This window comes from Enterobacter cloacae complex sp. IR53041 (assembly GCF_049238285.1).
Classification (GTDB): domain Bacteria; phylum Pseudomonadota; class Gammaproteobacteria; order Enterobacterales; family Enterobacteriaceae; genus Enterobacter; species Enterobacter roggenkampii.
The window spans coordinates 25301-46448 of record NZ_JBMKHB010000033.1; the positions used below are offsets into that span (position 1 = coordinate 25301).

A 21148-nucleotide genomic window follows, 5' to 3' on the forward strand; every position below is an offset into this window, starting at 1 on the left:
TATTTTGTAAACACATTGCTAAAGGAAATAACATCAACTACAACCATATCATCACAAGTGGTCAGACCTCCTACAAGCAAGGGAGCTTTTCTTTATGATGATTTTGAGCATTCTCGCAACCGTTGTTCTGCTCGGTGTGTTGTTCTATCACCGCGTAAGTTTATTCCTGAGCAGCCTGATTCTTCTGGCCTGGACGGCTGCGCTTGGCGTCGCAGGTCTCTGGACTATCTGGCTTTTAGTCCCTCTTGCCATCATCCTTCTGCCGTTTAACTTTGCCCCGATGCGTAAATCAATGATCTCTGCACCGGTGTTCAAAGGCTTCCGCAAGGTGATGCCGCCCATGTCGCGTACTGAAAAAGAAGCGATTGATGCGGGCACCACCTGGTGGGAAGGCGACCTGTTCCAGGGTAATCCGGACTGGAAAAAGCTGCATAACTACCCGCAGCCGCGTCTGACCGCGGAAGAACAGGCGTTTATTGACGGCCCGGTAGAAGAAGCCTGCCGTATGGCGAACGACTTTGCTATCACCCATGAAATGGCCGATCTGCCGCCAGAGCTGTGGGCGTACCTGAAAGAGCATCGCTTCTTCGCGATGATCATTAAAAAAGAGTACGGCGGTCTGGAGTTCTCCGCCTACGCTCAGGCTCGCGTGCTGCAAAAGCTGGCAGGCGTTTCCGGCATCCTGGCGATTACCGTTGGCGTACCTAACTCCTTAGGCCCGGGCGAACTGCTGCAGCATTACGGTACCGAAGAGCAGAAAGATCACTACCTGCCGCGTCTGGCACGCGGTCAGGAAATCCCTTGCTTCGCGCTGACCAGCCCGGAAGCAGGCTCCGATGCGGGCGCGATTCCGGATACCGGCGTGGTCTGCATGGGCGAGTGGCAGGGCGAGCAGGTGCTGGGCATGCGCCTGACCTGGAACAAGCGTTATATCACGCTGGCCCCTATCGCCACCGTGCTGGGTCTGGCCTTTAAGCTCTCTGACCCGGAAAGACTGCTGGGCGGCGAAGAAGATCTGGGCATTACCTGTGCGCTGATCCCAACCTCCACCCCGGGCGTTGAGATTGGTCGTCGTCACTTCCCGCTGAACGTGCCGTTCCAGAACGGTCCAACCCGCGGTCAGGATATCTTTGTGCCGATTGATTACATCATCGGTGGCCCGAAAATGGCCGGTCAGGGCTGGCGTATGCTGGTGGAATGTCTGTCGGTGGGCCGCGGCATTACCCTGCCGTCGAACTCAACCGGCGGTCTAAAGTCGGTGGCGATGGGGATTGGTGCCTACGCGCACATCCGCCGTCAGTTCAAAATCTCCATCGGCAAGATGGAAGGTATCGAAGAGCCGCTGGCGCGTATCGCGGGCAACGCCTACGTAATGGACGCTGCCGCCACGCTGATTACCTACGGCATTATGCTGGGCGAAAAACCGGCCGTACTGTCGGCCATTGTGAAGTACCACTGTACCCACCGCGCGCAGCAGTCAATTATTGACGCGATGGATATCGCGGGCGGTAAAGGCATTATGCTCGGCGAAGGCAACTTCCTGGCGCGCGGCTATCAGGGCGCACCGATTGCCATCACCGTGGAAGGGGCAAACATCCTGACCCGCAGCATGATGATCTTCGGTCAGGGCGCAATTCGCTGCCATCCATACGTGCTGGAAGAGATGGCCGCTGCGCAGAACAACGACGTGGATGCCTTCGATAAGCTGCTGTTCAAGCATATCGGTCACGTGGGCAGCAACAAGGTGCGCAGCTTCTGGCTGGGCCTGACGCGCGGTCTTAGCAGTTCGACGCCAACCGGCGATGCAACCAAACGTTATTATCAGCATCTGAACCGTCTGAGCGCCAACCTGGCCCTGCTGTCTGACGTTTCCATGGCGGTGCTGGGCGGCAGCCTGAAGCGTCGCGAACGTATCTCTGCCCGTCTGGGCGATGTGTTGAGCCAGATCTTCCTGGCCTCTGCGGTCCTGAAACGTTACGACGACGAAGGCCGTCAGGAAGCGGATCTGCCCCTGGTGCACTGGGGCGTGCAGGATGCGTTGTATCAGGCTGAACAGGCGATTGACGATCTGCTGGCAAACTTCCCGAACCGCTTCGTGGCAGGCGCCCTGCGCGTGGTGATTTTCCCGACCGGTCGTCACCATCTGGCACCGTCCGACAGGCTGGACCACAAAGTGGCGAAGATCCTGCAGGTTCCGAGCGCAACCCGTTCCCGCATCGGTCGCGGTCAGTATCTGGCACCGACGCCGCATAACCCGGTGGGTCTGCTGGAAGAAGCGCTGCTTGACGTGATGGCCGCCGATCCGATTCACCAGAAGATCTGTAAACAGCTGGGCAAAAACCTGCCGTTTACCCGTCTGGACGAACTGGCAAAACAGGCGCTCGCCGGTGGCATTATCAATAAAGATGAGGCCGCTCTGCTGGTGAAAGCCGAAGAGAGCCGTCTGCGCAGCATTAACGTGGATGATTTCGAGCCGGACGAGCTGGCGACGCAGCCGGTAAAGCTGCCGGAGAAGCACCGTAAACCTGAAGCGGCATAACGCGTTTCGCTTATACAAACCCCGCCTCGCGCGGGGTTTTTTATTGCCACATTTTCTCGTTATGTCGTGCTACAGTGTCAAAAAGTGGTCGTTTGAGGAGCCTGTATCGTGCCTGGTCTGAAGATTTCTATTTTGCAGCAACCTTTAGTGTGGATGGATGGCCCCGCCAACCTGCGCCACTTCGATCGTCAACTCGAAGACATTACCGGGCGTGATGTGATTGTCCTGCCGGAAATGTTCACTACCGGCTTCGCCATGGAAGCGGCAAAACAGTCAATGCCGCAGGATGAGGTGGTCGCCTGGATGCATGCCAAAGCGCAGCAGACCAACGCGCTGATTGCCGGTAGCGCCGCGCTGCAAACGGAACGCGGCCCGGTGAACCGCTTCCTGCTGGTCGAGCCGGAAGGAAAGGTGCATTTCTACGACAAGCGCCACCTGTTCCGCATGGCGGATGAGCACCATCACTATGAAGCGGGTAACGAACGCGTGGTGTTCGAGTGGCGCGGCTGGCGTATTTTGCCGCTGGTCTGCTACGACCTGCGCTTCCCGGTGTGGTCGCGTAACCGCAACGATTACGACCTGGCGCTATATGTGGCCAACTGGCCTGCACCGCGCTCCCTGCACTGGCAGTCGCTGCTCGTGGCGCGCGCGATTGAGAACCAGGCGTACGTGGTGGGCTGCAACCGCGTGGGGACGGACGGCAACGGGCATCACTATCGCGGCGACAGCCGGGTGGTGAATCCGCAGGGCGAGATCATCGCCACCGCCGAGCCGCATCAGGCGACGCGTATTGATGCGGAGCTGTCCTTGACGGCGCTGAAGGAGTACCGGGAGAAGTTTCCGGCGTGGCAGGATGCGGATCCTTTTAGCATTGAGTGAAAAAAAAGCCGGGTGGCGGCTACGCCTTACCCGGCCTACCAATGTTGCTCGCTTCTTTTAACTCACCAACGCCTGCCCGTCTTTACGGCTTTCCGTCGCGGCCACGTAGTGTCCTTCCGGCAGGCGGTAAATCACCTGCGCACCACCGAAGTTGTAATCCTGAAGCGGATCTTCCACCACGATCTGATGCCCGCGCTCGCGCAGCGCGGCAATCGTGTTGCGATCGAACGTCGATTCAACGATCACCTCCCTGCCCTGCACCACGCGCCAGCGCGGCGCATCGATTGCCGCCTGCGGGTTTTGCCCGTGCAGCATGATGCGCAGCGCCATCTGCATGTGCCCCTGCGCCTGCATCGGGCCGCCCATCACGCCGAAGGACATCAGCGGCTGGCCGTTGCCGTCCATCGCAAAGCCCGGAATGATGGTGTGGAACGGACGCTTGCTCCCCGCCAGCGCGTTCGGGTGATTTGGATCCAGCACAAAGCCACAGCCCCGGTTTTGCAGGCTGATCCCGGTATCCGGCACCACAATGCCTGAACCGAAGCCCATATAGTTGGACTGAATAAACGAGACCATCATCCCGCTGGCGTCCGCGGTGCTGATGTAGACCGTGCCGCTCTGCGTCGGGGAACCGTAGACAAAATCGGACGCGCTGTCGTGGTTGATCAGCGCCGCGCGCGACTTCAGGTAATGGTCGCTCAGCAGCTCTTTCGCCGCGAACGCCATGTGTGCTTCGTCTGCCACGTAGCGGTCGAGATCTGCCAGCGCCAGCTTCATCGCCTCAATGGACAGGTGCAGGGACTGCACGGAATCCGGATGATGCTTCTCAATGCCGCACTGCTCAAGAATGCCGAGCGCAATCAGCGTGGCGATCCCCTGCCCGTTTGGCGGCAGCTCCTGCACCGAGCCGCCCGCAAAGTCGCGTGACAGCAGTTCTACCCAGTCCACGCGGTGGTTGGCCAGATCCTCGGCCGTCAGGTGCGCGCCATGCTCTCTGGCGAAGGCGGCAATTTTCTGCGCCAGCTCACCGCGGTAAAAGGCTTCGCCGTTGGTGCGGGCAATCAGCTCAAGCGAGTTCGCCTGCGCCGGGTTACGGAAGATCTCCCCCACGCGCGGGGCGCGGCCTTCCGGCGCGAAGCAGGCGCTGAAGCCCGGCTGATCTTTCAGCTTGCTATAGCCGCGCTGCCAGAGATGCCCAATCAGCGGGGAGACCGGGAAGCCGTTGCGCGCGTAGTCAATGGCGGGCTGCGCCAGGGTGGTCAACGGCAGCGTTCCGAAGCGTTCCGCCAGGGCGACCCAGCCGGATACCGCCCCCGGCACGGTTACCGCGTCCCAGCCGATTTCGGGCACCGCGGTTTTTCCGGCAAACAGATCCGCGTGCCAGCTTGCAGGCGAACGACCTGAGGCGTTCAGGCCGTGCAGCTTTTCACCGTCCCAGACGATAGCAAAGGCGTCGCTGCCGATCCCGTTGCCGGTCGGCTCGACTACCGTCAGCGCCATCGCGGCGGCAATGGCGGCATCCACGGCATTTCCCCCCAGCTGCAGCATTTTCATTCCCGCCTGCGCCGCCAGCGGCTGAGACGTCGCAACGGCGTTATGGCCCAGCATCGGCGGGCGGCGTGAAGCGTAACCGGACGTAAAATCTAGCGCTTTGGTCATCATGACTCCTTAGTCATGGCGCGGATCGAGCGCATCGCGCAGCCCGTCGCCGAGTAAATTAAAGCCCTGCACGGCAAGGAAAATCGCCACGCCGGGGAAAATGGACATCCACGGGGCCTGCTCAAGAAAACCTTTGGCGGTGTTGAGCATGGAGCCCCAGGACGGATTGGGCGGCTGCTGTCCCAGCCCCAAAAACGACAGGCTGGCTTCAGCGATGATCGCCGAGGCAATCGCCAGCGTGGCCTGCACCAGAATCGGCGACATCACGTTGGGCAGAACGTATTTGATGATGATCCAGCGATCCGGCAGGCCAATTGCCCTCGCGCCGTCGATGTACTCTTCGTTGCGAATGGCGATCACCTGGCCGCGCGTCAGGCGGGCGAAGATCGGCATCGCGGAAAGGCCGATGGCGATCATCGCGTTCGTCAGGCTCGGGCCCAAAAACGCCCCCAGCGCGATCGCCATGATCAGGAACGGGCAGGCCAGCAGCGCCTCGATCACGCGCGAGATGACGCCGTCCCACATCTTCTGGAAGTAACCCGCCACCAGCCCCAGCGGTACGCCGATAACCACGGCAATCACCACAGACATACAGCCCGCCATCAGAGAGGTGCGCGCCCCCCAGATAATGCGGGATAGGATGTCTCGCCCCAGCTCGTCGGTGCCGAACCAGTACATCGCCGACGGCGCTTTGCGCACCGCCAGGAAGTTGGCTTTGACCGGGTCGAACGGGGCGATCCACGGCGCCAGCAGCGCCACCAGCACAAAGAACCCCACCACTGCCGCGCCAATGACCGCGCTTTTATTGGCGAGGAATTTTTTCAATACCCGGTTTTGCGCCCGCGGCAGTGCGGGCGCAACGGTTTGGGTCGTCAGTTCCGCCATCGTTAGCCTCGCATTTTCGGGTTGATAAGGACGTAAAGCACGTCGGCCAGCAAGTTGAGCATCAGGAAGCCGATGGCGACGATCAGCACCACGCCCTGCACCACCGCGTAATCACGGTTAAATACCGAATCGACGATCATCTTGCCGAAGCCCGGAATGGTGAACACCTGCTCGGTCAGCACCGCGCCGCCCAGCAGTTCGCCAAACAGCAGCGTGGTGAGGGTAATCACCGGCACCAGCGCGTTGCGAAAGGCGTGCTTTAAGATCACCGCCTTCGGCAGCAGCCCTTTCGCCCGCGCGGTGCGGATGTAGTCCGCCTTCAGTACCGCAATCATCGAGGCGCGGGTGTGGCGCATCAGCGTTGCCGCCAGGCCCGTTCCGAGCACGGACGCGGGCAGCAGCAGCGTGCGCAGGTTCTGGAGCGGATCTTCACTGAACGGCACGTAGCCGGACGCAGGAAGCCACTGCAGGTTTACCGAAAAGACCAGAATCAACAGGATCCCCAGCCAGAAGTGCGGGATCGAGATCCCCGAGATCGCCACGAAGTTCGCCCCGTGATCGACCCAGCTGTTTTTGTTCACCGCCGCGAGGATCCCCATGCTGATGCCAAACACCAGCGCGATAATCATCGCCAGCAGCGACAGCTCAAGCGTCACCGGTAGCTTGCTGGCAATCAGCTGCGTCACCGGCTCGTGCGTGCGTAAGGAGACGCCCAGATCGCCCTGCAGCGCCCGCGTCAGCCAGTGGAAATACTGCACCGGGATCGGGGCATCGAGGTTCAGCTCCGCACGCAGCTGAGCGATGACCGCCGGGTCGCGCTCCTCGCCTGCCATGGCGATCAGCGGGTCGCCGGGCAGCAGCTTTTGCAGCCCAAACACCATCATGCTCACCAGCAACAGCGTCGGGACGGCCAGCAGCAGACGTTTGCAAATCAGTTCCAGCATGGGCTCTCCTCAGGACGTTTATTTCGCCAGCGTTAAGCCAGCCAGACGCACGATGCCGTCCGGGTACGGCTTAAAGCCCTGCACGCTTTTGTTCAGGCCAAAAATACGCGGCTCGAAGTAGAGGTAGGCAATCGGCATGTCGGTTTGCAGCTGCTTCACCACCTTGTCGTACAGCGGCTGACGCGCGGCCTGGTCGGTACTCTGGCGCGCCTGGGTCAGCCACTCATCGACCTGCGCGTTGCTGTAGCGGCCGTCGTTCAGGGTGCCTTTGCTGTTGATAAAGCCGTAGATGCTGCCGTCCGGATCCGGGCGCCCCGACCAGCCGGAGAAGCTCAGCTGATAGTCCCCGCTCTGCTGGCGGTCCAGCAGCGTGGCGAATTCGGTCATCTGCAGGTTCAGGTTAAAGCCCGCCTCGGCGACCATCGCCTGCAGCACCTGCCCCACCTGCTGTGAGGTGGGGTTGTTCGGCACCAGCAGGTTGACGGTCAGCGGCGCGGTGACGCCTGCCGCTTTGAGCAGGGCTTTGGCTTTATCGACGTCACGCGGCGGGACCGGCAGGTTGACGTGATACGGACTCACCGTGGAAAACGCCTGGTTGGCTGGCGTATACAACCCTTCAAAGACCACCTGATTTAGCGCATCGCGGTCGATGGCCTGAGAAAACGCCTCTCGCACTCGAGCGTCCTTGAACGGATCGTTGGCGGGCACCTTGCCGTTGTTGATGTTGAAAGTGATGCCCTGATAGCCCAGACCGGTCACCTTCGCCAGCGCCAGCTTGCTGTCGGCTTCGACGGTTTTAACATCGCTGGCGGCGATCCCTTCGGTCAGATCGAGATCGCCCGCGCGCAGGTTCGCGAGGCGCACGGAGGCATCCGGGATCGGCAGATAGATAATTTTGTCGAAGTGGTAGGCGTCTTTGTTCCAGTAGTTGTCGAAGCGGGTTAGAACGATGCGGTCCTGGGACACGCGGCTGTCGAATTTATACGGGCCAGAACAGACGGGATGGGCAGCAAAGTCAGGCTTTTTCGCCGCTTCAGGGGCCATCATCGCGCCCGCGCGGTCGGTGAGCTGCATCAGCAGCGCGGCATCGGGGGTCTTCAGGTGCAGCGCAATCTGCATCGGGCCGGTGACCTCGACCGATTCAACGGAGGAGATCTCGCTTTTACGCAGGGAGCCTTTCAGGGTCAGGGCGCGGTCGAGGTTGTATTTTGCCGCAGCGGCATCGAATTTCTCACCGTCGTGGAAGGTGACGCCTTCGCGCAGATTGAGCGTCAGGGTTTTACCGTCGTCACTCCACGCCCAGTCTTTGGCCAGACCGGGAACGACCTTCAGATTTTCATCCACGTCCACCAGCCTGTCGCACAGGGAGGCGAAGACGAAGCGGCCATAGTAGGTGCGCGCCAGATGTGGGTCGAGCATGTCCGGATCTGCCCCCAGGCCAATACGCAGCACGCTTTCAGAATGGGCGGGCAGCGCCGCGCCAAGCAACATAACACTTCCCAGTACGGTCAACAGAGAATTACGCATTGTCATTATCATGAGTTCCTTGAAGGAAGGGATGAGTGGGTGGCCGCGTGTTCAAACAGCGCGCGGCGGCGCAGAAAAGCGGCGGATGGCGGTGCGATCTGAATAACGCTGCGATCGCGGTTGATCTCCTGCCAGCGATGGCAGGCAACCTGACGCCCGCCATCGAGCACCTGATTAATCGGCTCGACCTGGCGGCATTCGTCGGTAACGTACGGGCAGCGGGTGTGGAAACGACAGCCGGACGGCGGGCTGGCAGGGTTCGGTAAGTCCCCCTGCAGCAGCGGCGCGGCGCGTTCAGCGCCCGGCTGCATCTGCGGCGCCGAGGCGATCAGCGCCTGCGTATAAGGATGAAGCGGCGCGTCAAAGATCTCATCCACGGTGGCGAGCTCGACGATTTGCCCGAGGTACATGACCGCCACGCGGTCGCTCATGTGGCGGATCACCGCCAGACCATGGGCGACAATCACCATCGTCAGCCCCAACTGGTGCTTCAGGCTTTCCAGCAAATTGACCACCTGCGCCTGAACGGAGACATCCAGCGCGGATACAGGCTCATCGCCCAGCAGCAGCTTCGGTCCCGAGGCCAGCGCGCGCGCAATGCCAATACGCTGGCGCTGCCCGCCGGAAAACTCGTGCGGGTAGCGCCCGGCCCAGGCGGCGGGCAGGCCTACGGTTTTAAGCAGCTCGGCAACGCGGTACTGACGGTCCGCTTTCTTCATGTTCTGGTGCAGCCACAGCGGCTCGCCGACGATCTGCTCCACCGTCATGCGCGGGTTCAGGGAGGCGAAGGGATCCTGGAAGATGATCTGCAGCTCGCGGCGGAGCTGATTGAGCCGCGCGCCCGAGGCGTGGGTGATCTCTTCCCCCTGATAAAACACGCGCCCTTCGCTGGCGGCCAGCAGGCGCAGCAGCAGGCGGCCAAGCGTGGATTTTCCGGAACCGGACTCGCCGACAATCGCCAGCGTTTCACCCGGCATCACGGCAAGCGACACGCGATCGACTGCCGTCACAAACCGGGCCGGGGTAAAGAGTTTTTTAGGGCCTGGGAACAGCTTGCTGAGGTCCCGTGCTTCAAGAATGGGTGTGGTCATGCGGTCTCTCCCAGGGCGATGTGGTGTTCGAGCGGCACGCGGAAGCAGGCAACCTGATGGCCCGCGCCGAGCGTGGCGAGCGGCGGTTTTTCATCATGGCAGCGCGCCTGCGCAAACGGACAGCGGGTGGCAAAACGACAGCCCTTCGGCATGGATTCCGGCAGAGGTACCGAACCGGGAATGGTGGAAAGCGGGCCTTTACGTGCGCCAAGGGAGGGAATCGACCCCATCAGGCCGATGGTGTACGGGTGCTGCGGATCGGCAAATATCGCCTCAACGCTTCCCTGCTCTACCACCTGTCCGGCATACATCACCGCCACCTGCTGCGCCACTTCGGCCACCACGCCTAAATCGTGGGTGATCATCAGTACCGCCGTGCCGGTCTCTTCTTTGAGGGCGTTGAGCAAGGCGAGGATTTGCGCCTGGATGGTGACGTCAAGCGCGGTGGTCGGTTCGTCGGCAATCAGCAATTTGGGATGGTTAATCAGCGCCATGGCAATCATCACGCGCTGGCGCATGCCGCCGGAAAGCTGATGAGGATAAGCCTTGAGACGCATCTCTGCCGCCGGGATCTGCACTTTTTCGAGGATCTGCAGCGCGACCTTCATCGCCTCTGCGCGCGAGACGTCCTGGTGTCGCATGACCGCTTCACTCAACTGATCGCCCAGCGTAAACGCCGGATTGAGCGAGGTCATCGGCTCCTGGAAAATCATCGCCAGATCGCTGCCGCGCAGATCGGCATATTCCCGCGGCGAGAGCTTGCGCAGATCGTGGCGGCGAAACTGCATCTCCCCGCTGACGATACGTGCGCTGGCGGGCAGTAACCCCATCAGCGCCAGTGAGGTGATACTTTTCCCGCAGCCGGACTCTCCCACCAGCGCCAGCGTTTCGCCCGCCCTGACGGTCAATGAGATACCGTCAAGCACGCTAACCGGCGAGCCCGCGAACGTAACGTTGAGGTTTTGTACTTGCAGTACGGGCGTAGCGTCCTTAAAGGGGATTGTCGTCATGGCGTGAAGTCGTCCTCAAGATGGATCGCCTGAATCAGGGCGGTTTGCAGACTGAGCAGGTGTTCGCGCATGGCGGCCGCAGCTTCATTAGGCTGGCGATGGATAATCGCCGCCATGATCTTGTGGTGGTGGTCGTTATAGCTATCGACACGTTCGGGCGTGCGGGCTAATTCGCGCAGATGCTGCCAGCCCGGTTCACGTCTGACGGCATCAATGGCATCAAACAGGCCGAGCATCAGACGGTTGCCCGCAGCCTCGGCAATCGCCCGGTGAAAGGCGCTATCCCAGAGTTCGTTAAGATCGCGGTCATCCGGGCTGACCTTATCGATGCGTTCCAGCATGCGCTGCATAAGCGCGAGGTTTTCCCTGGTGGCACGCAGTGCCGCAAGCCGGGCCAGGCCGGGTTCAAGCTGAAGACGAGCTTCCATCACTTCCAGCAGGTTGGTTTGCTGCACCAGTCCCTGAAGGGCCAGCGGTTCAACAGGTGCTGACGGGCCGATAAAGGTCCCTTTGCCCTGCTTACGCCAGATACGCCCTTCTTCTTCCAGCACGTCCAGCGCACGACGGACTTCACGTCGCCCTACGCCGAGAGTGTCCGACAGCTCACGTTCCGTGGGCAGCGGAATGCCTGGTGTTGACTCATGCTGGTTGATTAGCCCGCGCAACTGCTCAAGCGCGGTGCTGGAATTGGCCAGAAACCGTGACGGTTTTTCCATATTGGTTCGCTCGCTTTCATCATTGCTTTATTTTTATTAACGATAAGTTATTGATATGGAATGAAGCTTATCGTGCTAATGATTAAGCAATAACCAAACCAATACGTAATTGGTTCGCTATTTTTTTGGCAAGCGGGAGATAACCAAATGATTCTGCGTGAATTATTTTTACAGAAAGACACATTCTGAATGAGGTCTGAAGAGAGACATGGTGGCAAAATGCACAACAATAGTGCAAATTACGCACTGAAACCGTGCAATTGTTAATTAATTGCACCATTGATATTAACTTTTTGTTAACGATAAGTGAGAGTACGGGATTACAGAACGCTGAAACGACGAAGGCCTGAATCATTTCTGATTCAGGCCTTCTGAATAGTGGCGGAACGGACGGGACTCGAACCCGCGACCCCCTGCGTGACAGGCAGGTATTCTAACCGACTGAACTACCGCTCCACTGTTCCCGTTTGGGGAACGAGGCGCATATTACGGTGCGCCTCCGATCTCGTCAACGCTTTTTCTCGCGTTTTGAATCGTTTGCTGAAAAAATCGCCCAAACGATGATTTTACAGGCATTCCGGCGTTTTTTCAGGCACGCCAGAGACAGCTGCCGCCCTTCTTCTGCACCAGATCAAGACGGGATTCGTGATTAAGCAGCTCTTCATCACTGGCTAAAACAACCCGCAGCCGGCTTGCCTGACGGACGACACGCTGAATACCCGCTTCACCCTGAGTTTGCTGCGACTCATTTTCCATACTGAACTTCATAGACGTCTGCCCACCAGTCATCGTCAGATAGACATCGGCGAGGATCTGGGCATCGAGCAACGCCCCGTGGAGCGTTCGTTTGGTATTATCTATCTCGTAGCGCGAACACAGTGCATCCAGGCTATTACGCTTGCCGGGGAACATTTTCCTCGCCAGCGCCAGACTGTCTGTCACCTTACAGAAGGTATTCGTCTTCGGGATATCACGGTTAAGCTTGCTGAATTCATAATCCATAAAGCCGATATCGAACGAGGCGTTATGGATAACAAGCTCAGCGCCCCTGATGTATTCCAGGAATTCGTCAGCCACGTCCGCAAAAGTCGGCTTATCCAGCAAGAACTCATCGGCAATACCGTGAACGCCGAACGCTTCGGGATCCACCAGCCGATCGGGCTTGAGATAGACGTGGAAGTTGTTCCCCGTAAGACGACGGTTCACCACTTCAACGGCGCCGATCTCAATGATCTTATGCCCTTCGTAGTGCGCGCCGATCTGGTTCATACCGGTGGTTTCGGTATCGAGGACGATCTGGCGAGTAATTGCAGTGCTCATAGCGGTCATTTATGTCAGACTTATCGTTTAACTGAACGTTTCAAATACAGGAAGTCTACCAGAGATGCGTAAACAGGTAGAAATTTTCACCGATGGATCTTGTCTCGGCAACCCGGGTCCCGGCGGCTACGGTGCGATTATGCGTTATCGCCAGCATGAAAAAACTTTTAGCGAAGGCTATTTTCTGACCACCAACAACCGGATGGAGCTCATGGCGGCCATTGTGGCGCTGGAGGCGTTAAAAGAACATTGTGACGTGGTGTTAAGTACCGACAGCCAGTACGTTCGTCAGGGAATTACCCAGTGGATCCATAACTGGAAAAAACGCGGCTGGAAGACTGCCGATAAGAAACCGGTCAAGAACGTCGATCTCTGGAAACGGCTTGATGCCGCCCTGGGCCAGCACCAGATCAAGTGGGAGTGGGTTAAAGGGCACGCCGGTCATCCGGAAAACGAACGCTGTGACGAACTGGCGCGTGCGGCAGCCGCTAACCCTGCGCATGAGGACGCGGGCTATCAGCCTGAATCCTGATCAGGGCTTTCTGTACTGCCGCGTGGCGCCAACGGTCTGGCGGATCGGTGTTTTCGATTTGCTCTGCTTCATGGGATTAAGCGTAAGGGGAATGGTTCGCTTACGCGCGACGATAAACTGCATGCAGCCTAAGGCAGGCAAATGCGTGCTCAACAAGACGCCCCCCTGCCGTGCCCAGGGCAGCACCTGAAAGCCGCCGTAGCAGAGCACTTCGAAGTTAAGCAGTGACAGCCAGTCGAGCTGGCGCATCATGGTGAACATCCGGCTGTTGTAAGGCGGCGTCCGGCGCAGCACCGGTACCAGCTTTCGCAGGCCCATCAGGCTCAGCGGGTTGAATCCGCTCAGCACCAGCCAGCCGTCATCAATCAGCACGCGATCGGCTTCGCGAAGCAGACGGTGCGGATCGCTGCACCAGGGTAACGTATGTGCGAGCAAACACGCATCAACGGATTTTTCCGCAAACGGCAGATGTAACGGGTCTGCTTTCACCTGAACCGGCGATCCGCCGAGAGAGACGTTCACCTGATGCGAGATAGCGCAGCTTTCGGTATTGATTTCCGCGCTGAGATTGCCAATCTTAAGCAGGTGAAAGCCATACATTTTCGCGAGCCAGGGCTTCAGCTGTTGCTCTAACGCCTCGCGATAGTATTCACCCCAGGGCAGTTCCGCCCAACGTTCCGGTGCTGCGACAGTCTGAGGTATCCTTGCCGGTTTCATCAACACACCCGCCACGCTATAAGAGGTAATGTATGAATCTTATCAGTATTTCTGCTTTTGAGGACAATTACATCTGGGTTTTGGTTGACGATGAACGTCGATGCGTCATTGTCGATCCCGGAGAATCCGCCCCCGTACTGCGCGCAATAGAAGAGAACGGCTGGCAGCCGGAAGCCATTCTGTTGACGCATCACCATAACGATCATACGGGCGGTGTACCTGAACTGCGTACCCATTTTCCGCATGTTGTGGTTTACGGACCGTCAGAGGCACAAGATAAGGGTGTCACGCAAGTAGTCGAAGAAGGCGAAAAAATCCTCATACGTGAGTGGGAGTTTTCCGTATTTGCCACACCGGGTCACACTTTGGGACATCTGTGTTTCTACAGTAAGCCTTATCTTTTTTGCGGTGACACGCTGTTCTCAGGGGGCTGCGGAAGGCTGTTTGAAGGCACACCAGCGCAAATGTATCAGTCTTTACAGAAGATTAACGCATTACCCGATGACACCGTTATTTGTTGCGCGCATGAGTATACATTAGGAAATATGAAGTTTGCCGTCAGCCTGTTGCCTGAGGATCGGGCGATTCAGGATTATTATCACAAAGTGAAGGAGTTACGAGCAAAAAACCAAAACACACTCCCCGTAATTCTGAAAAACGAGCGCCAAAATAATTTATTTTTGCGAACAGATGATATTGATTTAATTAGCAAAATTAACCAAGAAACAAATTTGCAACAACCAGAACAGCGATTTGCATGGTTAAGGTCAAAGAAAGATAACTTCAGATAATTGCTGGTTGCCTTTTCAAAAATTCGCCGTTATCATCGCTCGTCTTTTAAGCAACTATTGACACACACATGAAGGCAAAAGCGATATTACTCGCCTCTGTCCTGCTTGTAGGTTGCCAGTCGCAGAACGGCAGCAACGTACAACAGCACGCACAGAGCCTTTCTGCAGCTGGTCAAGGGGAAGCAGGGAAGTTTACAAGTTCGGCGCGCTGGATGGACGATGGGACATCTTTCGCGCAGGAGCAAGACTTGTGGACCTCTATTGGCGACGAGCTAAAGATGGGAATTCCGGAAAACAGCCGGATTCGCGAACAGAAACAGAAGTATTTAAGTAATAAGAGCTATCTCCACGATGTAACGTTACGGGCAGAGCCGTATATGTACTGGATAGCCGGGCAAGTTAAGAAACGTAACATGCCTATGGAGCTGGTACTCCTACCCATAGTGGAGAGCGCTTTTGACCCACACGCGACGTCTGGCGCCAATGCCGCAGGTATTTGGCAGATCATTCCGAGCACCGGGCGAAACTATGGTCTGAAACAGACCCGCAACTATGATGCGCGTCGCGATGTTGTCGCTTCAACGACAGCCGCTCTCGACATGATGCAACGTCTGAACAAGATGTTTGACGGCGACTGGCTGTTAACGGTCGCAGCGTACAATAGCGGCGAAGGTCGTGTACTGAAGGCAATGAAAGCGAATAAAGCACGGGGTAAATCCACCGATTTTTGGTCGCTCTCACTGCCACAGGAAACAAAGATTTACGTACCGAAAATGCTGGCGTTGAGCGATATTCTCAAGAACAGCAAGCGTTACGGTGTACAACTGCCAACACCAGACGAAAGTCGTGCACTGGCGCGTGTTCGCCTCAGCAATCCGGTTGATATTCAACAGGTTGCTGATATGACGGGTATGTCGGTAAGTAAATTGAAAACCTTTAATGCTGGCGTTAAAGGCTCAACGCTGGGGGCGAGTGGCCCGCAGTATGTAATGGTTCCGCAGAAACATGCTGAGCAGTTACGTGAGTCTTTAGCTTCGGGTGAAATCGCCGCCGTTCAGTCAACGCTGATCGCGGATGCATCATCAGTTAACAGCCGCAGCTATAAGGTTCGTTCAGGTGATACGCTTTCGGGCATTGCGTCACGTCTTGGCGTGAATGCGAAAGATCTGCAGCAGTGGAATAACCTGCGCAGTTCAGGCCTGAAAGTGGGTCAAACTCTGACGGTGGGTGCAGGTAGCAGCGCACAGCGTCTCGCCAGCAACAGCGATAGCATTACCTATCGCGTGCGTAAGGGTGATTCGCTGTCCAGTATCGCAAAACGTCACGGCGTGAACATCAAAGATGTGATGCGCTGGAACAACGATACTGACAATCTGAAACCGGGCGACCAGCTAACGCTGTTTGTGAAGAACAGCGCGACGCCAGACTCCTGATAACACGACCGAAAGATAAAAAGGCACCGATTCCCCTCGGTGCCTTTTTTGTTTATCCCGCTTTTTGCGCTTCCGCCATGATGGTATCGCTGGTAAATGAACCATCGTCCTGCAGTTCAAAGTACGCCTTCACCTCTGCCGACGCACTCTCCTGATACAGCCTGATAGCCTGGCTTAATGCTTCCGGGGTGCGCATACGCGCTATCCACGAGCTAAACTCCAGCGGTAAACGGTCTGTGATTAACGAACGCGCGATCAGCCCCGCTTCCGTGATAAGCGATAACCACTCTCCGCTGGCGTAGTTTTGCACATGGGAGGTGTCGCGCAGCGCTTCCACCGTCTGCAGCCAGATATTACGTACCGGATGCCCAGGCGACATGACATCCATAATAATGAAGATGCCACCCGGCTTCAGAACGCGTTTGACTTCGCGTAATGCCTGGCCAACATCATGCCAGTGGTGCGCGGAATAACGGCTGATCACCACCTCAAACGAGGCATCATCAAAAGGTAAGGATTCGGCATAGCCCTGGCGCGTATCGATGTTGCCCAGTCCCTTCGCTTTCGCCGCTTCAGCAACCACCTCCAGCATCTGGCTGGATAAGTCATATGCGGTTACGTGCGCCACCTGTTGCGCAGCCGTGAAGCTGGCATGCCCTGCCCCGCAGCCTAAATCCAGCACGTGCGCCTGCGGGAATGCCGACAGACGTTCACCGAGACGCACCAGATCGCGACCTGAAGCGTGCACGGCGCTGCTCAGATAGGCATTTGCCTGAGAACCAAACTGTTTTTCTACGTTGTCATGATGGGAGTGTGTTGTTGTCATCGTACTGTCCTTTGTGGGTTAAAAATAGAAGGGCAGCACCCGCGCAGGTCTGCCCCACGGCAGACCTGACACACCATTATTTATCAGGTTTGCCGGGACTGAATTCGACGAGTAGAGGGTTATGATCGGAGGCGCGCGTCACCAGCACAGAGGCGTCGTGCACGCTTAAACCACGGTAGAAGACAAAATCGAGAGGACGACCAAAGGCTTTTTTGCGTTGGTCATCGCTAAAACGGACTTCACGCAGCGACATTTCGCGCGCAAAGCGGTACAGCGCATTCATGCGCGGGCGGCTCCAGGCATTGAAATCACCGGCCATAATGATCGGCCCACTATGATGCGCAATCTGATCGCCGATCGGAAGTAACTGCTTACTATATACATCCACGCCCAGGCTGAAGTTTACCGCGTGGATATTCACGACCATCAGCATACGGGTATCCGGCAGTGGATAGACCGTCACCAGTGCCGATTTCGCCAGACGCAGGATAGGCTCGCGTTCGCGCAATGGACAACAATAGACCGGATGTGCTGCTGAAAGCGTCATCACCCCCGAGGGGTGCTGAGGCAGAACAAAGGCCGGTACCTGGTCGGCGGCAAGATAGTGAGTGGTGGCAAACCGGACCAGCTCAGGGGTGGTTTGCGCTTCCTGGAGCAGAACCAGATGGGCATCTTTGCCAAAATTCTTGAGTACCGATAACCACTCCGCACGCTGCTGCTTAAAGATATTCCACACCAGTACGCGGATTTTTTCATCGCTGCTTAACGGTGTGCCGGCGGGTAATGCCTGACTGATGCTCGCAAACGACCCCGGAGGCAAGATCCTCTCCGCGGGCATTCCGGCAACATAACGCATGGCATAGGTATTTTTTCGCACTTTTGGAAACAGCCTCTGTAACATGAACCAGTCCGGAAAACGGACTGGTTCTAATGTTATAGGGACTTTAGGTCACACTTTCAACGCAATTTCTGAGAAACCGCTTTCCAGTTTTGTAAGCCAGCGCTTACTGATGTTACCCCAGCGCAACGCGGGCTGGCTTATCCAGACGTCCGCTCAGGCCAATCAGCAGGAAGGCGATCAGGACAATCACCGCGCCAATCCACGGGGTCTGGGTCAATCCGAAGTGCTCGACGGTTTGTCCGCCAATAATTGAACCCAGCGCAATACCAATATTAAATGCGGCAATGTTCAGCCCCGATGCCACGTCCACCGCATTTGGCGTATAAAGCTCAGCTTTCTGTACAACGTAGACCTGAAGCCCTGGCACATTACCAAAAGCGAAGATCCCCATGACCAGTACCGTGACCAGCGCGGCGTACTGTATCGAGGCGGTGAACTGGAAAATCATCAGCAGAACAACCAGCGCGGCGAAGATGAATTTCAGCGCCGGTACCGCACCATGCTTATCCGCAAGCTTGCCGCCCCAGATATTGCCAATCGCAACGGAAATACCGTACCCCAGCAAGATCCAGCTCACGGCGTTGGGAGAGAAGCCCGCCAGGTCCTGCATCATCGGTGCCAGGAAGGTAAAAGCAGTGAATACGCCACCATAGCCCAGCGCCGTAACCGCGTAGATGATCAGCAAACGCGGATGCGTAAGTACCTTCAGCTGATCGCTCAAGCTAGCGCTGGCCCGGCCTGGAATATTCGACGGCACCAGCAGCAGGCTGGTCACCAGGGCAATGACGCCCAGTAGGGAGACGGCCAGGAACGTTTCACGCCAGCCGAAGTGTTGTCCGATAAACGTGCCCAACGGTACGCCCGTAACGAGTGCAACGGTCAACCCACCGAACATGATCGCAATGGCGGATGCCGCTTTCTCTTTGGGTACCAGGCTGGTTGCAATAGTGGAACCAATCGAGAAGAACACCCCGTGAGCAAGGCCGGTCAACAGCCGAGCGATGACCAGCGTGGTGTAGTCCGGCGCCTGCCAGGCCAGCACGTTGCCGGCGGTGAACAGCACCATCAGTGCAACTAACAGCTGCTTACGCGGAAAGCGTCCGGTCAGGGCCGTCAGGACTGGCGCACCGACAGCAACGCCCAGGGCGTAGATGGACACCAGCAATCCGGCGGAGGGCAGCGAGATCGCAAGCTGGTTAGCAATGGTGGGAACCAGTCCCACGATAACAAATTCGGTCGTGCCAATTGCGAAGGCACTGATCGTCAGGGCAAGTAGCGCCAGTGGCATAAAATACTCCGTATCATCAGGATTAAGATGACAGGCAGTATGCGCCAGTGCTTAAATAACAAAAATGGTCAAAATCTCAATAGAATTTTGCGGGTGGTGCAACAATGAAAGCAACGTCAGAAGAGCTGACAATCTTTGTCGCCGTGGTTGAAAGCGGCAGCTTTAGCCGCGCGGCCGAACAGCTGGGACAGGCTAACTCAGCCATCAGCCGCTCGGTAAAAAAGCTGGAGATGAAGCTTGGGGTGAGTCTGCTCAACCGAACGACGCGGCAGCTGAGCCTGACGGAGGAAGGTGAGCGTTATTTTCGCCGCGTGCAGTCGGTACTGCAGGAGATGGCCGCAGCAGAGACCGAGATTATGGAGACCCGCAGCACGCCGCGTGGGTTACTGCGCATTGATGCAGCCACGCCGGTTGTGCTGCACTTTCTGATGCCGCTAATCAAACCTTTCCGTGAACGCTATCCGGAGATGACGCTCTCTCTGGTCTCGTCCGAGACGTTTATTAACCTCATCGAGCGAAAGGTAGATGTGGCGATCCGGGCCGGAACGCTGACCGATTCAAGCCTGCGGGCCCGCCCGCTGTTTGCCAGCTACCGTAAAATTATCGCGTCGCCACAGTATATTGCTGAACATGGCAAACCGGAGACGGTTGAGGAGTTGAAACAGCATTTGTGCCTGGGCTTCACGGAACCCGTTTCGCTAAATACCTGGCCCGTCGCCTGCCCTGACGGTCAGTTGCATGAGATCACCTGCGGGTTGTCGTCCAACAGCGGGGAGACGCTGAAGCAATTGTGTCTTGAAGGCAACGGTATCGCCTGTTTGTCTGACTATATGATTGATAAGGAGATTGCGCGGGGTGAACTGGTGGAATTGATGGCCGATAAACGCCTGCCAGTGGAAATGCCTTTTAGCGCGGTGTATTACAGCGACAGAGCGGTGAGTACGCGCATTCGTGCCTTTATCGATTTTCTGAGTGAACATATAAAAACAGCTCCCGGAGGAGCTGTGTGAGGGTTCAGGTTACAGAGGGTGGGTCAAACTTAATCCCAGTTTGGCGCTAAGCCTTCCGGGCTGACCAGGCGATCGTTGCACTCCAGGGCTGCGATCGCTTTTTTATCGTCAGCATCCAGATGAAGATCCGTTGCTAACAGGTTGCTCGCCAGGTTTTCACGCTTAGTGGATGATGGGATCACGGCATACCCTTCACCCATTGCCCATGCCAGAATGACCTGCGCAGCCGTCGCATTATGCTTCTCGGCGATACGGATAATTACCTCATCTTTCAGCGCCTTACCGTAGGCCAGCGTCATGTATGAGGTGATGTGGATCCCATGCTGTTTTGCCCAGTCCACCACTTTGCGGTTTTGCAGATATGGAGAGAGCTCAATCTGGTTGGTTGCAATATTTTCTGCGCCAACAGCAGCAATGGCTTTTTCCATCAGCGGGATCGTGAAGTTGGAGATCCCAATTTCGCGGGTTAAGCCCTGCTTTTTCGCTTCCAGCAGCGCCTGCATGAATTCTTCCACAGAGACGGCATCGTTCGGTGATGGCCAGTGGACCAGCGTCAGATCCACGTAGTCAGCACGCAGTTTTTTCAGGCTCTCTTTCAGGCTTGGGATCAGCTTGTCTTTGCTGAGATTCTCAATCCAGATTTTCGTGGTAATAAACAGCTCATTACGCGGTACACCGCTCTCTTCGAGAGCTTGTCCAACGGCAGCTTCGTTTTCATAGATCTGCGCCGTATCAACAGCACGATAGCCCAGTTCGAGTGCGGTTTTAACTGATGCGATAACAATGTCGTCTTTCAGGCGGAAAGTGCCCAGACCAAATGCAGGGAGAGTCATACTGTTCCTCAATCATTATGTTCGTAAACTGAGGACGATTATCGCTGGCAGCGTTATAGAGAAAAAGATCGCAAAATGCAGAGGATTTTTGCTGATTTCGAAATAATTAAACGTCAGATAAGAAAAAAGCCCTGAGCGTTAGCTCAGGGCTTTTAATAAGTGGCGGAACGGACGGGACTCGAACCCGCGACCCCCTGCGTGACAGGCAGGTATTCTAACCGACTGAACTACCGCTCCACCGAAGACT

The 21148-nt window shown here is 57.0% G+C and carries 19 protein-coding genes and 2 tRNA genes; 6 read left to right on the forward strand and 15 right to left on the reverse strand.

The genetic code is table 11. The annotated features are described in order from the left end of the window. The first annotated feature begins 94 nt into the window (after positions 1–94). On the forward strand, positions 95–2539 hold the full coding sequence (gene fadE, locus ACOTXF_RS19555) for an acyl-CoA dehydrogenase FadE (protein WP_047746246.1): 2445 nt from the start codon (positions 95–97) through the stop codon (positions 2537–2539). Between the two features lie 108 nt (positions 2540–2647). Beyond that, on the forward strand, positions 2648–3418 hold the full coding sequence (locus ACOTXF_RS19560; protein WP_023343415.1) for an amidohydrolase: 771 nt from the start codon (positions 2648–2650) through the stop codon (positions 3416–3418). A gap of 57 nt (positions 3419–3475) precedes the next feature. Here the strand turns inward: ACOTXF_RS19560 and ACOTXF_RS19565 are convergent, their stop codons facing one another. The 9 genes from ACOTXF_RS19565 to dnaQ all read right to left on the reverse strand — a co-directional run bounded on the left by ACOTXF_RS19565 (position 3476) and on the right by dnaQ (position 12570). After that, positions 3476–5077, reverse strand: coding sequence for a gamma-glutamyltransferase family protein (locus ACOTXF_RS19565; RefSeq protein ID WP_048962822.1), 1602 nt, complete (start codon positions 5075–5077; stop codon positions 3476–3478). A gap of 9 nt (positions 5078–5086) precedes the next feature. After that, positions 5087–5962, reverse strand: a complete 876-nt coding sequence (locus ACOTXF_RS19570) for an ABC transporter permease (protein ID WP_021242873.1) — start codon at positions 5960–5962, stop codon at positions 5087–5089. Between the two features lie 2 nt (positions 5963–5964). Next, on the reverse strand, positions 5965–6906 hold the full coding sequence (locus ACOTXF_RS19575) for an ABC transporter permease (protein ID WP_008500268.1): 942 nt from the start codon (positions 6904–6906) through the stop codon (positions 5965–5967). 18 nt (positions 6907–6924) lie between these two features. Continuing rightward, a complete protein-coding gene (locus ACOTXF_RS19580; RefSeq protein ID WP_023343412.1) occupies positions 6925–8439 on the reverse strand; it encodes an ABC transporter substrate-binding protein in 1515 nt (504 codons plus the stop codon). A 2-nt stretch (positions 8440–8441) separates the two neighbouring features. After that, entirely contained in the window at positions 8442–9524 is a 1083-nt protein-coding gene (locus ACOTXF_RS19585) for an ABC transporter ATP-binding protein (protein WP_047746241.1), read from the reverse strand. Then, entirely contained in the window at positions 9521–10534 is a 1014-nt protein-coding gene (locus tag ACOTXF_RS19590; protein WP_047746240.1) for an ABC transporter ATP-binding protein, read from the reverse strand. The genes ACOTXF_RS19585 and ACOTXF_RS19590 overlap by 4 nt, the downstream gene beginning before the upstream one ends. After that, positions 10531–11250, reverse strand: coding sequence for a FadR/GntR family transcriptional regulator (locus ACOTXF_RS19595; RefSeq protein ID WP_045909857.1), 720 nt, complete (start codon positions 11248–11250; stop codon positions 10531–10533). The genes ACOTXF_RS19590 and ACOTXF_RS19595 overlap by 4 nt, the downstream gene beginning before the upstream one ends. A gap of 379 nt (positions 11251–11629) precedes the next feature. Beyond that, positions 11630–11706: transfer RNA gene (locus ACOTXF_RS19600), tRNA-Asp, on the reverse strand. A 132-nt stretch (positions 11707–11838) separates the two neighbouring features. Beyond that, entirely contained in the window at positions 11839–12570 is a 732-nt protein-coding gene (dnaQ, locus tag ACOTXF_RS19605; RefSeq protein ID WP_025912581.1) for a DNA polymerase III subunit epsilon, read from the reverse strand. Positions 12571–12634: 64 nt separating this feature from the next. On the opposite strand from dnaQ, the gene rnhA reads away from it, so the two are divergent. After that, a complete protein-coding gene (rnhA, locus tag ACOTXF_RS19610) occupies positions 12635–13102 on the forward strand; it encodes a ribonuclease HI (RefSeq protein WP_008500276.1) in 468 nt (155 codons plus the stop codon). Here the strand turns inward: rnhA and ACOTXF_RS19615 are convergent, their stop codons facing one another. Then, the gene (locus ACOTXF_RS19615; protein WP_008500277.1) at positions 13103–13819 is read right to left on the reverse strand and encodes a class I SAM-dependent methyltransferase; all 717 of its coding nucleotides are present in this window, start codon (positions 13817–13819) and stop codon (positions 13103–13105) included. 32 nt (positions 13820–13851) lie between these two features. On the opposite strand from ACOTXF_RS19615, the gene gloB reads away from it, so the two are divergent. After that, positions 13852–14610 carry a hydroxyacylglutathione hydrolase gene (gene gloB, locus ACOTXF_RS19620; RefSeq protein WP_045416817.1) on the forward strand — a complete coding sequence of 253 codons (759 nt, stop codon included), beginning with the start codon at positions 13852–13854 and terminating at the stop codon, positions 14608–14610. A gap of 68 nt (positions 14611–14678) precedes the next feature. After that, positions 14679–16043 carry a murein transglycosylase D gene (gene mltD / locus ACOTXF_RS19625; RefSeq protein WP_023293221.1) on the forward strand — a complete coding sequence of 455 codons (1365 nt, stop codon included), beginning with the start codon at positions 14679–14681 and terminating at the stop codon, positions 16041–16043. A gap of 52 nt (positions 16044–16095) precedes the next feature. Here mltD and ACOTXF_RS19630 read toward each other — a convergent pair whose 3' ends face one another. The 3 genes from ACOTXF_RS19630 to ACOTXF_RS19640 all read right to left on the reverse strand — a co-directional run bounded on the left by ACOTXF_RS19630 (position 16096) and on the right by ACOTXF_RS19640 (position 19058). Then, the gene (locus ACOTXF_RS19630; RefSeq protein ID WP_023343407.1) at positions 16096–16869 is read right to left on the reverse strand and encodes a class I SAM-dependent methyltransferase; all 774 of its coding nucleotides are present in this window, start codon (positions 16867–16869) and stop codon (positions 16096–16098) included. A 76-nt stretch (positions 16870–16945) separates the two neighbouring features. Continuing rightward, positions 16946–17746 carry an endonuclease/exonuclease/phosphatase family protein gene (locus ACOTXF_RS19635; protein WP_025912579.1) on the reverse strand — a complete coding sequence of 267 codons (801 nt, stop codon included), beginning with the start codon at positions 17744–17746 and terminating at the stop codon, positions 16946–16948. A 136-nt stretch (positions 17747–17882) separates the two neighbouring features. After that, the gene (locus ACOTXF_RS19640; protein ID WP_032674203.1) at positions 17883–19058 is read right to left on the reverse strand and encodes an MFS transporter; all 1176 of its coding nucleotides are present in this window, start codon (positions 19056–19058) and stop codon (positions 17883–17885) included. A gap of 104 nt (positions 19059–19162) precedes the next feature. Between ACOTXF_RS19640 and yafC the strand changes: the two genes are divergently transcribed. Beyond that, positions 19163–20068, forward strand: a complete 906-nt coding sequence (gene yafC / locus ACOTXF_RS19645) for a DNA-binding transcriptional regulator YafC (RefSeq protein ID WP_021242864.1) — start codon at positions 19163–19165, stop codon at positions 20066–20068. A gap of 29 nt (positions 20069–20097) precedes the next feature. Here the strand turns inward: yafC and dkgB are convergent, their stop codons facing one another. After that, complete coding sequence (gene dkgB / locus ACOTXF_RS19650) at positions 20098–20901, reverse strand: 2,5-didehydrogluconate reductase DkgB (protein WP_045416823.1); 804 nt, start codon at positions 20899–20901, stop codon at positions 20098–20100. Positions 20902–21061: 160 nt separating this feature from the next. Next, a tRNA-Asp gene (locus tag ACOTXF_RS19655) sits at positions 21062–21138 on the reverse strand. Between the last annotated feature and the right edge of the window lie 10 nt (positions 21139–21148).

Bases quoted from the DNA above. Each gene is read 5' to 3' on its own strand.
- gloB (WP_045416817.1), top strand. From the start codon at position 13,852: ATGAATCTTATCAGTATTTCTGCTTTTGAGGACAATTACATCTGGGTT.
- ACOTXF_RS19570 (WP_021242873.1), bottom strand. From the start codon at position 5,962: ATGGCGGAACTGACGACCCAAACCGTTGCGCCCGCACTGCCGCGGGCG.
- ACOTXF_RS19615 (WP_008500277.1), bottom strand. From the start codon at position 13,819: ATGAAACCGGCAAGGATACCTCAGACTGTCGCAGCACCGGAACGTTGG.
- yafC (WP_021242864.1), top strand. From the start codon at position 19,163: ATGAAAGCAACGTCAGAAGAGCTGACAATCTTTGTCGCCGTGGTTGAA.
- ACOTXF_RS19595 (WP_045909857.1), bottom strand. From the start codon at position 11,250: ATGGAAAAACCGTCACGGTTTCTGGCCAATTCCAGCACCGCGCTTGAG.
- rnhA (WP_008500276.1), top strand. From the start codon at position 12,635: ATGCGTAAACAGGTAGAAATTTTCACCGATGGATCTTGTCTCGGCAAC.
- ACOTXF_RS19580 (WP_023343412.1), bottom strand. From the start codon at position 8,439: ATGACAATGCGTAATTCTCTGTTGACCGTACTGGGAAGTGTTATGTTG.
- mltD (WP_023293221.1), top strand. From the start codon at position 14,679: ATGAAGGCAAAAGCGATATTACTCGCCTCTGTCCTGCTTGTAGGTTGC.
- dkgB (WP_045416823.1), bottom strand. From the start codon at position 20,901: ATGACTCTCCCTGCATTTGGTCTGGGCACTTTCCGCCTGAAAGACGAC.
- ACOTXF_RS19640 (WP_032674203.1), bottom strand. From the start codon at position 19,058: ATGCCACTGGCGCTACTTGCCCTGACGATCAGTGCCTTCGCAATTGGC.
- ACOTXF_RS19630 (WP_023343407.1), bottom strand. From the start codon at position 16,869: ATGACAACAACACACTCCCATCATGACAACGTAGAAAAACAGTTTGGT.
- dnaQ (WP_025912581.1), bottom strand. From the start codon at position 12,570: ATGAGCACTGCAATTACTCGCCAGATCGTCCTCGATACCGAAACCACC.
- ACOTXF_RS19575 (WP_008500268.1), bottom strand. From the start codon at position 6,906: ATGCTGGAACTGATTTGCAAACGTCTGCTGCTGGCCGTCCCGACGCTG.
- ACOTXF_RS19585 (WP_047746241.1), bottom strand. From the start codon at position 9,524: ATGACCACACCCATTCTTGAAGCACGGGACCTCAGCAAGCTGTTCCCA.
- fadE (WP_047746246.1), top strand. From the start codon at position 95: ATGATGATTTTGAGCATTCTCGCAACCGTTGTTCTGCTCGGTGTGTTG.
- ACOTXF_RS19565 (WP_048962822.1), bottom strand. From the start codon at position 5,077: ATGACCAAAGCGCTAGATTTTACGTCCGGTTACGCTTCACGCCGCCCG.
- ACOTXF_RS19590 (WP_047746240.1), bottom strand. From the start codon at position 10,534: ATGACGACAATCCCCTTTAAGGACGCTACGCCCGTACTGCAAGTACAA.